This window comes from Acidisoma sp. 7E03, from assembly GCF_054665075.1.
In genome coordinates this window covers 52,082-64,323 of sequence record NZ_BAAFHE010000005.1, presented here as the reverse complement: position 1 = coordinate 64,323, position 12,242 = coordinate 52,082, and the positions used below count along the sequence as shown (strand labels likewise).

General features: G+C 65.4%; 13 protein-coding genes. 3 read left to right on the top strand and 10 right to left on the bottom strand.

Features of this window, described 5'->3' with window-relative positions; all coding sequences use genetic code 11:
* Window positions 1-229 precede the first annotated feature (229 nt).
* Window positions 230-805, bottom strand: a complete 576-nt coding sequence (locus ACYQ6W_RS09215) for a fasciclin domain-containing protein (RefSeq protein WP_459674903.1) — start codon at window positions 803-805, stop codon at window positions 230-232.
* A 175-nt stretch (window positions 806-980) separates the two neighbouring features.
* On the opposite strand from ACYQ6W_RS09215, the gene ACYQ6W_RS09210 reads away from it, so the two are divergent.
* A complete protein-coding gene (locus ACYQ6W_RS09210; protein WP_459674902.1) occupies window positions 981-1,634 on the top strand; it encodes a sigma-70 family RNA polymerase sigma factor in 654 nt (217 codons plus the stop codon).
* Window positions 1,631-2,335, top strand: coding sequence for an anti-sigma factor (locus ACYQ6W_RS09205; RefSeq protein ID WP_459674901.1), 705 nt, complete (start codon window positions 1,631-1,633; stop codon window positions 2,333-2,335). The genes ACYQ6W_RS09210 and ACYQ6W_RS09205 overlap by 4 nt, the downstream gene beginning before the upstream one ends.
* A 9-nt stretch (window positions 2,336-2,344) precedes the next feature.
* Here ACYQ6W_RS09205 and ACYQ6W_RS09200 read toward each other — a convergent pair whose 3' ends face one another.
* The 5 genes from ACYQ6W_RS09200 to ACYQ6W_RS09180 form a co-directional block, all read right to left on the bottom strand.
* Window positions 2,345-3,055 carry an ABC transporter ATP-binding protein gene (locus tag ACYQ6W_RS09200; RefSeq protein ID WP_459674900.1) on the bottom strand — a complete coding sequence of 237 codons (711 nt, stop codon included), beginning with the start codon at window positions 3,053-3,055 and terminating at the stop codon, window positions 2,345-2,347.
* Window positions 3,052-3,816, bottom strand: a complete 765-nt coding sequence (locus ACYQ6W_RS09195; protein WP_459674899.1) for an ABC transporter ATP-binding protein — start codon at window positions 3,814-3,816, stop codon at window positions 3,052-3,054. Before ACYQ6W_RS09195 ends, ACYQ6W_RS09200 begins: the two co-directional genes overlap by 4 nt.
* The gene (locus ACYQ6W_RS09190; RefSeq protein ID WP_459674898.1) at window positions 3,813-4,799 is read right to left on the bottom strand and encodes a branched-chain amino acid ABC transporter permease; all 987 of its coding nucleotides are present in this window, start codon (window positions 4,797-4,799) and stop codon (window positions 3,813-3,815) included. Before ACYQ6W_RS09190 ends, ACYQ6W_RS09195 begins: the two co-directional genes overlap by 4 nt.
* Window positions 4,796-5,656, bottom strand: a complete 861-nt coding sequence (locus tag ACYQ6W_RS09185; protein WP_459675189.1) for a branched-chain amino acid ABC transporter permease — start codon at window positions 5,654-5,656, stop codon at window positions 4,796-4,798. The genes ACYQ6W_RS09190 and ACYQ6W_RS09185 overlap by 4 nt, the downstream gene beginning before the upstream one ends.
* Before the next feature lie 72 nt (window positions 5,657-5,728).
* Complete coding sequence (locus ACYQ6W_RS09180) at window positions 5,729-6,973, bottom strand: ABC transporter substrate-binding protein (protein WP_459674897.1); 1,245 nt, start codon at window positions 6,971-6,973, stop codon at window positions 5,729-5,731.
* Between the two features lie 287 nt (window positions 6,974-7,260).
* Between ACYQ6W_RS09180 and ACYQ6W_RS09175 the strand changes: the two genes are divergently transcribed.
* On the top strand, window positions 7,261-8,079 hold the full coding sequence (locus tag ACYQ6W_RS09175; RefSeq protein WP_459674896.1) for a DsbA family oxidoreductase: 819 nt from the start codon (window positions 7,261-7,263) through the stop codon (window positions 8,077-8,079).
* On the opposite strand, the gene ACYQ6W_RS09170 is transcribed toward ACYQ6W_RS09175, so the two are convergent.
* From ACYQ6W_RS09170 to ACYQ6W_RS09155, 4 genes are read right to left on the bottom strand one after another with little or no spacing between them, the layout of a single operon-like run.
* Window positions 7,989-8,825 (bottom strand): ABC transporter permease, encoded by an 837-nt coding sequence (locus ACYQ6W_RS09170; RefSeq protein ID WP_459674895.1) that lies wholly within the window; start codon window positions 8,823-8,825, stop codon window positions 7,989-7,991. The genes ACYQ6W_RS09175 and ACYQ6W_RS09170 overlap by 91 nt on opposite strands.
* Before the next feature lie 4 nt (window positions 8,826-8,829).
* The gene (locus ACYQ6W_RS09165) at window positions 8,830-9,735 is read right to left on the bottom strand and encodes an ABC transporter permease (RefSeq protein WP_459674894.1); all 906 of its coding nucleotides are present in this window, start codon (window positions 9,733-9,735) and stop codon (window positions 8,830-8,832) included.
* Window positions 9,732-10,877 (bottom strand): ABC transporter ATP-binding protein, encoded by a 1,146-nt coding sequence (locus ACYQ6W_RS09160; RefSeq protein WP_459674893.1) that lies wholly within the window; start codon window positions 10,875-10,877, stop codon window positions 9,732-9,734. Before ACYQ6W_RS09160 ends, ACYQ6W_RS09165 begins: the two co-directional genes overlap by 4 nt.
* Window positions 10,878-10,906: 29 nt before the next feature.
* The gene (locus tag ACYQ6W_RS09155; RefSeq protein WP_459674892.1) at window positions 10,907-12,079 is read right to left on the bottom strand and encodes an extracellular solute-binding protein; all 1,173 of its coding nucleotides are present in this window, start codon (window positions 12,077-12,079) and stop codon (window positions 10,907-10,909) included.
* Window positions 12,080-12,242: the final 163 nt, after the last annotated feature.

Below are 12,242 nucleotides of genomic sequence, written 5' to 3'. Positions count from 1 at the left end.
ATCGCGACATGGGGCAGGTTGGCTGCCGAAAATCAGCCATGCCCTCGCTTCCTGGGGCATGAGCCCTTGGCAGGTGCCGAAGTCGGGCAGCACGACCATCCCCGTCAAAGGGGGCGGGCATCGGCCGTCAGGTTGATTTATCCTCCTACCGCGACAGAGCGCCGCCGTGGCCGTCGTGGAGGGGGACGCGCGCGATTATGGCCGGGCGCGTGGCGCCCGGCGTGCCCGATCAGCCCGGCAGGAGGACGGCATCCACCACCTGGATCACGCCATTCGACTGCATGACGTTTGGAATGGTGATCTCGGCCTTTCCGGCTTTTTCACCTTCGACGTAGAGATGGCCGTTGTCTTCGCTGATCATCAGCGGCGCACCTTCGACGGTGGTGAGCGTTGCCGTGCCACCCGCCTTCTGCACCATCGCCATCAGATCCGCGGCCGTGTAGCGCCCGGGAACGACGTGATAGGTCAGGATCTTGACGAGCATCGCCTTGTTCTCAGGCTTCAGCAGGGTGTCCACGGTGCCCGGCGGCAGCTTGTCGAAAGCCGCATTGGTCGGCGCGAAGACCGTGAAAGGGCCTGCGCCTTCCAGCGTTCCCACCAAGCCCGCGGCTTTCACCGCCGCCACGAGCGTTGTGTGGTCCTTCGAGTTGACGGCGTTCTCAACGATGTTCTTGGACGGATACATCGGTGCCCCGCCAACCATGACGGTCGTCTCCGCACTGGATTGGGCGAGTGCAGGCAGAGGCGCCAAGATCGGCAGAACCAAACCCGCGAGCAGAAATGTGGAGGTGCGGGCAAGTCGCATGGTGATCTCCTTTCTATATCGCGTCGTTCTCTGACGCGTCTGGTTTACGGAGCACCGCACGGCGCGGATGCATGATGCTGCGAAAACTTTCCTTCTCAGCTCTGCGCATCCAGGCAGCCGTCGCGGCCGTAACGCCGATGATCCGCATCCGCGGTGTGAAGGAGCGGCGGACACCATGTCCGATCAGGCTTTTCCCTTCGCGCCGGTCTTGCTAGGCTTCTCTCACCCGCGCTGGACGTGGCGGGCGCATGGGAAGGAATGGCTTGGCCGCGTGACAGACCAAGGCTCACAGCCCGAACGGGAGACGGCCGCAGCTTTGCTGTACCGCACGGCCGAAGGCGATGCTGCTGCCTTTCGTGTCCTGTATGAGCAGCAATCGCCGCGCCTCTACGCTTTGGCTCTGCGGATGACGCGGCAGCCACCATTGGCCTCCGATGCGCTGCAGGACACCTTCGTGCAGGTCTGGCGGCAGGCGGCGCGGTTCGATCCACAACGGGGATCGGCCGAGGCCTGGCTGATCGGCCTGCTGCGCTTTCGCGCGATCGACATCTTGCGCAGCCGTCAACGAGAGGAGCCCGGCTACGAACCGCCGGAGAGCGCGGACCCCGCCCCCGATCCCTTCGAGCAGGTGAGGGCGAGCCGTGATACGGCGGCGCTCTATGACTGCCTCGGCACGCTGGATGAGGCGCAACAGCGCATCATCCGTCTGGCCTTCCTCGACGGGCTGTCCCATGCGGAGCTTGCGAGCCGGCTGTCGGCGCCGCTCGGCACCGTGAAGTCCTGGATTCGCCGGGCTCTGATCGGCTTGAAACGGTGCCTCGAACCATGAGCGGCACGGGCATGACACCGGAGGAAGACCGCACGCTGCGCGCCGGCGAATACGTGCTGGGCACGCTGTCGCCGGCAGAGGCAGCGGCTGTCGCCGCGGCTGCGGCGCGCGATCCGGCGCTGGCGGCGGAGATTGCGGCTTGGCAGGCGCGGCTCGCCCCTCTCGCGGCCGAGGTTCCGCCGATCACGCCGCCAGCCGCGGTCTGGGCCGCCATCGCGGCGGCGACCGGGCTTGCCGCGCGGGCCTCGGCCCGAGGCGTGGCGCCTCGGCGCCGGCTATGGGACAGCGTCGCGCTCTGGCGCTGGACGACCGGGGCTGGCTTCGCGGCGGCCGCGGCGCTGCTGGCACTGACGGTGCTGCGGCCGCCGGCGCCGCACCAGGCGGCGGCCCTGTTGCCCGCGGGCGGCGCGAAGATCGCCTTCCTGGCGGACGAACTTCCCGCCGGGGGATTGCGCGTCAGCGCCGTCAATCCCGCGTCCGTGGCGACCGGCAAGGATCTCGAACTCTGGGCCTTGCCGCCCGGAGGCACGAAGCCAGTCTCCCTTGGCGTGCTCCCGCCCACGCAGACCCTCGTGGTGCAGCGCCCCCCGGTCCGCCTCGTGCCGCATACTCAGCTGATGGTGAGCTTGGAACCCAAGGGCGGTTCGCCCACGGGTCTGCCGACCGGGCCCGTCCTCTTCGCCGGCAGCCTGACGGATTAGCGCGCCGCGTCAGGCGTGATGGCTGACGCCCGCGAGCTTCTCCATCCGCTCGGTATCGGCGGCGAGCTCAGCCGCGCCGCCCTCATAAACCACTTCCCCATCCGACAGCACATAGGCGCGGTCGGCGAGTTGCAGGGCGAGGAAGGCGTTCTGCTCGACCAGCAGTACCGAGGTGCCTTCGCGCTTGATGCGGGCGACGGTCCGCATCACCTCCTGCACGATCACCGGGGCGAGGCCTTGGGAGGGCTCGTCCAGGATCAGCACGCGCGGATTGAGCAGAAGGGCGCGGGCAATGGCGAGCATTTCCTGCTCACCACCTGAAAGCTTTCCGCCTTTGCTCGTGCGGCGTTCTTCCAGACGCGGGAAGAGCTTGTAGATCGTCTCGATCGTCCAGTGCCCCGGCCGATCCGGCGGCACGAGGAGATTTTCATGCACCGTCATATGGCCGAAGATCTTGCGGCCCTCCGGCACGTAGCCGACGCCGGCAGCCGCGATCCGGTAGGGTGGCAGGCGCGTCATCTCCGCGCCGAACACCTTCACGCTGCCGGCACGGGGCGGGGTGAGGCCCATGATGCTGCGCATGGTGGTCGTCTTGCCGGCGCCGTTGCGGCCGAGCAGGGCCACGAGTTCGCCTTCGCCGAGCCGCAGCGAAACGCCGTGAAGGATGTGGCTCTTGCCGTAGTAGGTCTGCAGGCCCTCGGCCTCGAGCGCGACCGTCATGCCGCCTGCTCCGCGATGGCGGTGCCGAGATAGGCCGATTGCACCGCCGGGTTGGTGGCGATCTCCGCAGCCGTTCCTTCGGCGAGGAAGGCGCCGTTGTCGAGCACGGTGATGCGGTCGGCAATGCCGAAGACGATTGCCATGTCATGCTCGACGAAAAGCATGGTGATGCCGCGCTCGCGGTTCAGGCGCCGGATGAGGTCGGTCATGTGATGCGTCTCCTCGTCCCCCATGCCGGCGGTCGGCTCGTCGAGCAGCAGCAGCTTCGGTGCCCGCGAAAGCGCAATGCCGATTTCCACGACACGCTGATCCCCATGGCTGAGTTCCCCGGCGATGCGGTCCAGCTTGCTTCCCAGCCGCGTGGTCTCGATCAGCTCATCCACCTTGTCCTCGACCTGCGCGCGCGTCGCGCGCGAGATGAACGGCCGCAGTTGCAAGCCCATTGCGCTCTCCACCGCGACCCGCAGATTTTCGTAGACGGTGAGGGAGAGGAAGATCTGGGTGATCTGGAAGGTGCGGATGATGCCGCGCCGCACGAGGGTGTTGGGGCTGACGGCGGTGATCGGCGCGCCGGCGAAGCGAATGCTGCCGGAGGAGGGCGGAAAGTAGCCGCTGATGAGGTTGAAGAGCGTCGTCTTCCCCGCGCCGTTGGGCCCGATGATGGCGCGCAACTCCCCAGGTTCGACCGAGAGGGAGATACCCTTCAGAGCCTGCAGCGCGCCGAAGCGGCGGGTGACGTTGTCGAGGACCAGCAGGCTCATGCCCGGCTCCTCGTCCGGATGAAGCCGAGCAGCCCGTTCGGGAAGAAGAGGACGGCGAGGACGAAGATCAGGCCGATGAAGGTCATCCAATTCCCGGTGACGCTGCTGAGATAATCCTGTGCCGCAATGAAGATGAGGGCGCCAAGGCAGGGCCCCCAGAAGCTGCGCATGCCACCGAGCACGCACATGACGACGAATTCGCCCGAAAGCTGCCACTGGAGATTGGCGGGTGACGTGAAACTCACCAGCAGCGATTCGAGGCTGCCGGCCAAAGCGACGATGAAGCCGGAGATGGCGAAGGAGACCCAGATCTGGCGCTCCACAGAAACGCCCAGGAAGCGCAGCCGGGTGGCGTTCTCGCGCGCGGCGACGAAGCCATGGCCGAGGGGGGACCGCAGGATCTGCCAGACCAGCAGCATGACGGCGGCAAAGAGCAGCAGGACGAGATAGTAGAAGCGGACCGGCCCGAGCTTCAGCGCGACGCCGCCGAGATGCAGCGGCACGCGGGAAAAGCCAGTGAGCCCGTCCTCTCCGCCCGTCAGCCCGTTCCAGCGCACGGCGACGAAATAGAACATCTGCCCGAAGGCGATGGTGATCATCGAGAAGTAGATGCCGCGCCGCTTCATCACCATGGGGCCGACGAGGATGGCGGCGATGCCGCCGAGCAGGGTGCCGGCGAGGATGGCGAGCGGAAGGGAGGGCAGGCCGTGGATGAGGAAGAGCCCCGTGCCGTAGGTGCCCAGGCCAAAATAGGCGGCATGGCCGAATGAGAGACCGCCGGTTTGGCCGAGCAGCAGGTTGAGGCCCGTCGCTGCCATGCCGAAGATCAGCACGCGGGTCGCGAGATCGGTATAGCCGCCGATCACCGGCAACCAGAGCGGAACCGCCAGAAGCAGAAGCCAGATGATGAGGGAGGAGGCTTCCCGGCCGCCGAAGGCAGGTCGCGCCGGCAGGCTCGGGCTGCTGCGGGTTAAGGTGGTCATTCGAAAAGGCCCTCCTGCCCGAGCAGGCCGCGCGGCCGGATGATGAGGACAACGGCCATGATGACGTAGATGACGACCTCCTGGGCGACGGGGAAGAAGGCGGCGGTGACGCCGGAGGCAACGCCGATGATCAGCCCCCCGAGCACGCTGCCGATGAGGCTGCCGACGCCGCCCACGATGATGGCGACGAAGGAGGGCATGATGAGGTCGCTGCCGATGCTGGGCGAAAGGCCCAGTTGCCCGGCGGCGAGAATGCCGGCGAGGCCGGCGAGAAAAATGCCAATACCGAAGTTCGCCGCACGCAGAAAGAAGATGTTCACTCCGAGAGACGAGATGGTTTCGAGATCGGCATTGCCGGCGCGGATGCGGATGCCGATCCGCGTATAGCGCAGCGCCGCAAAGAGCGCTGCGGTTGCGACCACGGTGATCGCGATCAGCACCAGGCGATAGCCCGTGAGGAAGAACATCGTGGTGCTGAGCGGGGCGTTGAGGTAGCCGGGCAGGGTGAAGGGGACCCCCACCGACCCCCAGATCGTCCGCACCAGATCCTCGATGATCATGGCCAGCCCGAAGGTCAGAAGCAGGGAGAAGAGCGGATCGCGGCCATAGAGCGGGCGGATCAGAATGCGCTCCGTCGCGAGGCCGAGCACCACCGCCGCAAAGGGCGCCAGTACCAGAGCGCCCCAGAAGCCGACATAAGGCTCGACGGTATAGGCCAGGTAGCCGCCGAGGGCCATGAAGGTGCCCTGGGCGAAGTTGATGACGCCATTCAAACCGAGGATCAATGACAGGCCGAGCGCCATGAGCGCGTAGAAGATGCCCACAATGAACCCGTTGAAGACGCTGTAGAGAAGCATCAGTTCCACGGCCGCACTCCAAAGGCCGCACCCAATCGGGTGCGGCGCGCCGGTTCAGTTTCCGTCAGCGGATCAGCTTGGATAGGTGATCTTGCAACCGGTTTCGGCGGGCGATTTCGCGATGGTGCCGCCGGGCACGACCTCCGAGACCTTGAAGAGGTTCGGATAGGTCGCCCCCTTCGGCACGTAGCCGGGATACATGTTGGCGATCATCTGATGGTCTTCAGCCCGATAGTAGCACTTGCCGGGTTGCAGGGCGACTTCTGGGGGCAGTTCCAGACCTTCGAGAGCCTTGACCACCTTCAGCGTCTCGATCGACTGCGCCTTCGTGGCCGCGAGCGCGATGGCGTGGACCGAGACGTAGCCGAACCAGGTGCGCGCCGTCGGGACCTTGCCGCCATAGGCCTTCTTATGGGCGTCGACGAACTCCGCCACATGCGGAACGCCCGGCTGGTCCCAGTACCATTCCATCGTCCACCAGCCGAGCAGGGCCTGCGGCGGAAGGGCCTCGAGCACTTCCATCTCCTGCATGGCACCGGCGATGGTGGTTGTCTTGTCGATGCCGAACTGCACCGCTTGCTTGAGGCAGTTGACGAGATCGTTGCCGGCAGAGAGGCAGATGAGCACGTCGGGGTTCGCGGCGCGCGCTCGGATCAGGTAGGAGGAGAAGTCGGTGGTGCCAAGCGGCGCCAGCGCGCTGCCGAGCGAGGTGCCGCCGGCCTTCTTCAGCTGCGCCTCGTAGTCGGTCTGCAGGGCATGGCCAAAGGAATAGTCCGGCGTGATGAAATACCACTTCTTGCCGAATTTCTTGAACAAGGTGCCAAAGTCACCCGCCGTTAGCATCCAGGTGGTGGAGCAGGTGCGGAAGGTGGTCCAGGCGCATTTGCTGCCGGTCACGTCGTCTGCATGGCCGCCGGTGTCGATATAGAGAAGCTGGTTCTGCTGCGCGAACTGGCTGAGCGCTTCCGCGACCGCGGAGCTGACCGCGCCGATAAGGAAGTTCACCTTGTCCTGGTTCATCAGCTTCTGCGCTTTGGCCACCGCCGGACCCGGCAAGCCTTGCGAATCTTCGACGATGAGCTGCAGTTTCTGGCCCAGGATGCCGCCCTTGGCATTGATCGCGTCCGTCGCCATTTGGGCGCCGTGCACCTCATCGCTGCCCAGACCGGCGTAGGTGCCGGTGCGAGGGTCGAGCATTCCGATTTTCACCGGCCCGTCCGCGGCCGCAAAAACGCGGCCCGGCGCCGTCACCACGCCGGCCGCACCCGCTGCGGCGCCGATCTTCATCAGATCCCGTCGACCGATCACACCGGACATTTCCAACTCTTTCGACATCTTCTCCACCCCATCCCGCTTTTATTTGGCACGCCGCGTTTTTCTGGTCGGTCTATGAACCCGAAGCTTGTCTCATGTCTTGGTCGTATCGTTCGTGACGCTTTGGAGGCGTCACGCGCAGGCATCCTCCCACTCTAACCCACAAGACGCGCTTGCGCGTTTGTGCATTCTCGCCTCATTTGTTGCGTAGCCCACGGTAATGCAGCAAATGACTGACTGAATTACTAGGATGATCGCACCCGTGACGCAACCAAGGCGCGTGGCGGTTGATGCCTCTCGACGCCAGGTTCATACTGCGCGCCGTGGCCGAGGGACGATTGATGACGCAGCAGATGAAGATTGACTTCGTGTCGGACGTGTCTTGTCCATGGTGCATCATCGGCCTGCGTGGTCTCGAGGAAGCACTGGCCCGCACGGGGGACGCGATTGCGGCCGAGATCCGGTTCCAGCCCTTCGAACTCAACCCCGACATGCCGTCCGGCGGCCAAAACATCGTCGAGCACATTACCCAGAAATACGGTGTGACGCCTGCGCAGTCTGCCGACACGCGCGCGAGCATTCGTGCGCGTGCGGAGGGTGTCGGCTTCACTATGGCGATGACCGACGAGAGCCGCATCTACAACACCTTCGATGCCCATCGGTTGCTGCATTGGGCGGAAGGCGAAGGACGGCAGCGCGCCCTTAAGCACGCGCTGTTCCAAGCCTATTTCACCGAGGGCCGCGACTCGTCCGACCATGCGGTGCTGGTGGCGGCGGCCGAGGCGGCCGGCCTCGACCCAGAAGCGGCCCGCGAGGTGCTTAACTCCGGCCGCTTCGCGGAGGAGGTGCGCGAGGCCGAGCAGCTGTGGCGGTCGCGCGGCATCAATTCCGTGCCCGCCATCGTCATCGACGGGCGCTATCTGATTTCCGCGGCCAGCCGCCGGAGGTCTTCGAGGATGCGCTGCGACGGATCGCCGCCGACATGGCCAAGGCCTGACGGCGGCGCGGCACCGCCCACTCAGGCCCGCTGCTTGGCGCGCGAGACGATCTGCGTCGGGCTCACGAAGCGCAGCGCGATCAGCAGCCAGACCAGTGTCGAGATCATGTAGACCACGGCCATGACGTCCACCTCCTGGCCGGCGCGCACGCCGGAGGCAAAGACCGCGTAGTAGAGGGCGACCACCAACGTCTGGCTCGTCGCGCCGGAGGTCAGGAATGTCAGCTCGAACATCGCGATCGTCCGCACCATCACCAGAAGCAGGCCTGCGAGCACGCCGGGGAGCAGCAGCGGCACCAGAACGCGCAGGAAGAGGCTGAGGGTGGAGGCGCCGAAGACACGGGCGGCGGATTCAATCCGCGGGTCGATCTGCTCGATGAAGGGGATCATCACCAGCACCATGAAGGGCACGGTGGGCACGAGGTTGGCGAGGATCACGCCCGTCATCGTGCCGCCGAGGCCGGATCGATAGAGCAGCGTCGCAAGCGGGATCCCGTAGGTCAGGGGCGGGACGAGGAGGGGTGCGAGAAAGATCAGAAGGACGATCTGCTTGCCCGGAAAATTACGCCGCGCCAGCGCGTAGGCCGCAGTCACACCGAGCAGCCCGGAGATGAGCACGACGGCGGCGACGATTTCGAAGGTGACGATGAGGATGTCGGAGAGCTGGAAATCTTCCCAGGCGTCCCCATACCAATGGGTCACGAAAGCCGGGGGTAGCCAGGTGCCGAACCAGCGCGCGGCGAAGGAGTCGATCACCACCACCGCGATGACCGCGATGACGTTGACGACAAAAACGGCCACAACCGCCCAGATCGCGTAGCGCCACAGCCGATCGGCGAGCCCATCGTTACGGATCATGGCCTTATCCTTTGGTGCCGCCCACCGGGCCCCGATAGAAAAGCTGACGGCTGGCGAGAACCGCGATCACGATGATGAGCTGAACCGCGCCCATGATCATGGCGATGGCCGAGCCAAGCGAGTAGTTGTACTGCTCGAAGGCCGCCTGATAAGCCGCGATCGAGATGACGTGCGTGCTGCCGGCCGGCGCGCCGAGCAGCACGGCCGAGGGGAAGACCGAAAAAGCCTGGACGAAGGAGAGGCAGAAGGTCACCGCCAAGCCCGGTGCCAGCAGCGGCAGATAGATGCGTAGGAAACGATCCCAGCCGCAGCCACCGAGCGTCGCTGCCGCTTCTTCCAGCGCGGGATCGATGCCGCTCACATAGGAGAGGGTGAGCAGGAAGGTGAAGGGAAAACCGGTGAGGACCAGGGATGCGAAGACGCCCCAGTAATTGTTCGTCAATAGCACCGGCGCGCGGGTGACGTGCAGCAGCATCAAGATGCGGTTGAACCAGCCGTGCGGCCCGAGATAGGTGAGCAGCCCCTGGGCGATCAGAACGGTGCCGAGCGTCATCGGCAACAGCAGGATGGTGGTGAGGGCGCGTTGACGCCGCATCAGCCGGACCCGGAAGGCGATGGGCAGCGCGAGCAGGATGCCGATCACGGTGGTGGGCAGAGCGAGCGCCAAGGTATGCCAGATGGTCGATCGCAGAAACGGATCGGCAAAGAACTTGCGGTAGTTCGCGTAGAAGGGGCCGACCTTCGGTGCGAAGGAGACCGCAAGGCCGTACAGAAACGGATAGACGAACAGTGCGAGGAGAGCGAGCAACGCCGGAAGCACGAGCAGGGTGATGCCGTCGATCCCTCGAGCGGCGAGGCGCTGACGGAGCCGGATTCGCGCCATGTGCTGCTGAGCCGCCGCGGTGCTCATCGCGCGTCCTCCGCGAAGATGAGCACCTGAGAGGAGGCAGCCGCCAAGCGGATCGTCTGGCCGATCACAAATCGGACCTCGCTTCGGAAGAAGATGTTCCGGCCATCCGGCAGGCTTGCGGTCCCGAAAAACGCGCGGCCGCGATATTCGATGCTGCGGACCTCGCCCGACAGGCCCGGCCCCGCGCTGGTGGCCAGCAAGTCTTCGGGCCGCACCATCAGTGTGACCGGCTGGCCCGCGGCCAGGGGCGTGTGGGCGACACCGTCAAGGACGCTGCCTGCGACCTCCACCGTCACGCGCAGGCCCTGGGCGTTCTGCACGCGGCCCTGCAGCCGCGTGCGGAAGCCCATGAACTCGGCCACGTCCGCGTGCAACGGCCGTTCGTAGAGATCCTCGGGCACGCCGGTCTGGCGGATCTGTCCGTCCTGCATCACGACGATGCGGTCGGCCATCGATAGCGCTTCGTCCTGATCATGGGTCACGTAGATGGTGGTCGAGCCGATAGCCTCGTGAATGCGGCGGATCTCGGCGCGCATCTCGAGGCGCAGCTTCGCGTCGAGGTTGGAGAGCGGTTCGTCCATCAGCACCACGGGTGGCCGGATGACGATGGCGCGCGCGATCGCCACGCGCTGTTGCTGGCCGCCCGACATCTGGCCGGGCAGCTTGTCGCCATGATCGTGCAGGCGGACGAGGGCCAGCGCTTCGTCGATCCTCTCTTCGGCTTCGCGTTTCGGAACCTTCTGCATGGCGAGGCCGAAGCCGATGTTCTTTCGCACCGACATATGCGGGAAGAGCGCATAGCTCTGAAAGACCATGCCGAAGCCGCGCTGCTCCGGAGGAAGGTCGTCGATGCGCCGGTCGCCCAGGCTGATGCGTCCGCCGGTCAGTGGCATGAGCCCGGCGATGCAGTTGAGAGCCGTGGTCTTGCCGCAGCCGGAGGGGCCGAGGAGGGCCACGAATTCCCCGGGCGCGATGCGCAGGTCGATACCCTTGAGGGCGGCGAAGTGGCCAAAATCCCGCCGCACGCCGGCCAATTCCAAGACGCCGCGGCCGGCCGGCTTGGTGTCTCCCTCTTCCACCGGCAGGCGCGGTGTGGATATAGGCTCCGGGACCGATCTCTGCAGAACGGGCGTTTCGGTCATGGCGCGGCTCCTCTCCTCAGTCTCGGGGATCAGCCTTTCTGGGCGCCGATGCGCTGGTCCCACAGCTGGAACGCCGTGACCATCTTCTGCGCGTCGAGCGGAATTTCCTTCGGATACTGGTCGATCCACTGGTCGTATTCCGGCCGGCCGAAGGTCTTGATGGCGGCCTGAGACTCCTGAGGGGCCATGTCGAGCGTGACGCCGGCGACCGCGGGCCCCGGATAGAAGTAGCCCTGGTCGTAGGCATAGGCCTGCTGCTTCTTCTGCAGCATGAAATTCATGAGATCGATGAGGACGGCGACCTTGTCTTGAGAGACGCCTCTGGGGATGACCATGTAGTGCGCGTCCGTCACCCAATGGAAATTGGCGAGCTTCCCGACTTTGGCCTCTTTCGGTACGATGCCGAGGACGCGCGGGTTGATGTCCCAACCCGTCGTCGTGACGATGATGCTGCGGGTGCCTTCACCGAGTTCCCGCATCGTCTGGGTGGTGCCGCCGGGATAATACTGGATGTACTGGCCGATCTCCTTGAGATAGCTCCAGGTCTTGTCCCAGCCATGGACAGGGTCGTGCGGATCGCTGTCGCCGAGAATGTAGGGGAGGCCCATCAGCCAGGTACGCCCCGGCCCCGAATTCGCCGGCCGCGCATACATGAACTTGTTGGGATTCTGCTTGGCCCAGTCGAGCAGTTCCTGGGCCGTGCCCGGCACCGCCTTCACCGCGTCGGGCATGTATTCGAGCAGCGGCCCCGAGGGGTAGTAGGTGACGATGACACCATGGTTCTGGGCGATCGCCTGCATCTTCCAGGCCTGCGGAATGTAGATCTGCTGGAGATTGGGCAGATCCGGCAGGTAGGGGGTAAGGTCGAGCCAGAGGTTCTGCGAGAGGCCGGCCGAAAGCGCGTCCGTGCCAGTGAGCACAAGATCGATCCCCATCTGCCCGGCCTGCTGCATCGCGCTGATCTTGGCGGGCAGTTCGGGCGCTGGCGCCTTGGTGAAGGCAAAGCGCGAGACCACGCCCGGCTTCGCCCGACGGTAGGAGTCGATCGCCTTCTGCGTCAGCGCCAGATTGCCGGCGACGTCGACGATCGTCAGTTGCACAGGATGTTTCGGCAGCGGCAGAGCGGCCTGCGCGGCCCAGGGCCACGCGGCGCCGGCGGTGGCCAGCCCCATGCTGCCGATGACGGTTCTCCGTGTGAGCATCTTCTCCTCCCTCTCTCCAGCCGGCGCGCCGTTTTCACCATGATCGCGCCGGTGGCGCGCGACGGTGCAGCTCTTCTTCTGGGGGAAGCTTGAGAGTGATATATTAGTATGTCAAGCGCCTTCTCGCGGAGCGGCGTCCCACCCCTCTGGCGGGCGTCTTGCC

Excerpts from the sequence above, each read along its gene's own strand:
- ACYQ6W_RS09185 (WP_459675189.1), bottom strand. The coding sequence starts at position 5,656 with ATGCTTCTCTACAGCGTCTTCAACGGGTTCATTGTGGGCATCTTCTAC.
- ACYQ6W_RS09155 (WP_459674892.1), bottom strand. The coding sequence starts at position 12,079 with ATGCTCACACGGAGAACCGTCATCGGCAGCATGGGGCTGGCCACCGCC.
- ACYQ6W_RS09175 (WP_459674896.1), top strand. The coding sequence starts at position 7,261 with ATGCCTCTCGACGCCAGGTTCATACTGCGCGCCGTGGCCGAGGGACGA.
- ACYQ6W_RS09190 (WP_459674898.1), bottom strand. The coding sequence starts at position 4,799 with ATGACCACCTTAACCCGCAGCAGCCCGAGCCTGCCGGCGCGACCTGCC.
- ACYQ6W_RS09200 (WP_459674900.1), bottom strand. The coding sequence starts at position 3,055 with ATGACGGTCGCGCTCGAGGCCGAGGGCCTGCAGACCTACTACGGCAAG.
- ACYQ6W_RS09215 (WP_459674903.1), bottom strand. The coding sequence starts at position 805 with ATGCGACTTGCCCGCACCTCCACATTTCTGCTCGCGGGTTTGGTTCTG.
- ACYQ6W_RS09195 (WP_459674899.1), bottom strand. The coding sequence starts at position 3,816 with ATGAGCCTGCTGGTCCTCGACAACGTCACCCGCCGCTTCGGCGCGCTG.
- ACYQ6W_RS09210 (WP_459674902.1), top strand. The coding sequence starts at position 981 with ATGTCCGATCAGGCTTTTCCCTTCGCGCCGGTCTTGCTAGGCTTCTCT.
- ACYQ6W_RS09160 (WP_459674893.1), bottom strand. The coding sequence starts at position 10,877 with ATGACCGAAACGCCCGTTCTGCAGAGATCGGTCCCGGAGCCTATATCC.
- ACYQ6W_RS09170 (WP_459674895.1), bottom strand. The coding sequence starts at position 8,825 with ATGATCCGTAACGATGGGCTCGCCGATCGGCTGTGGCGCTACGCGATC.
- ACYQ6W_RS09180 (WP_459674897.1), bottom strand. The coding sequence starts at position 6,973 with ATGTCCGGTGTGATCGGTCGACGGGATCTGATGAAGATCGGCGCCGCA.
- ACYQ6W_RS09165 (WP_459674894.1), bottom strand. The coding sequence starts at position 9,735 with ATGAGCACCGCGGCGGCTCAGCAGCACATGGCGCGAATCCGGCTCCGT.
- ACYQ6W_RS09205 (WP_459674901.1), top strand. The coding sequence starts at position 1,631 with ATGAGCGGCACGGGCATGACACCGGAGGAAGACCGCACGCTGCGCGCC.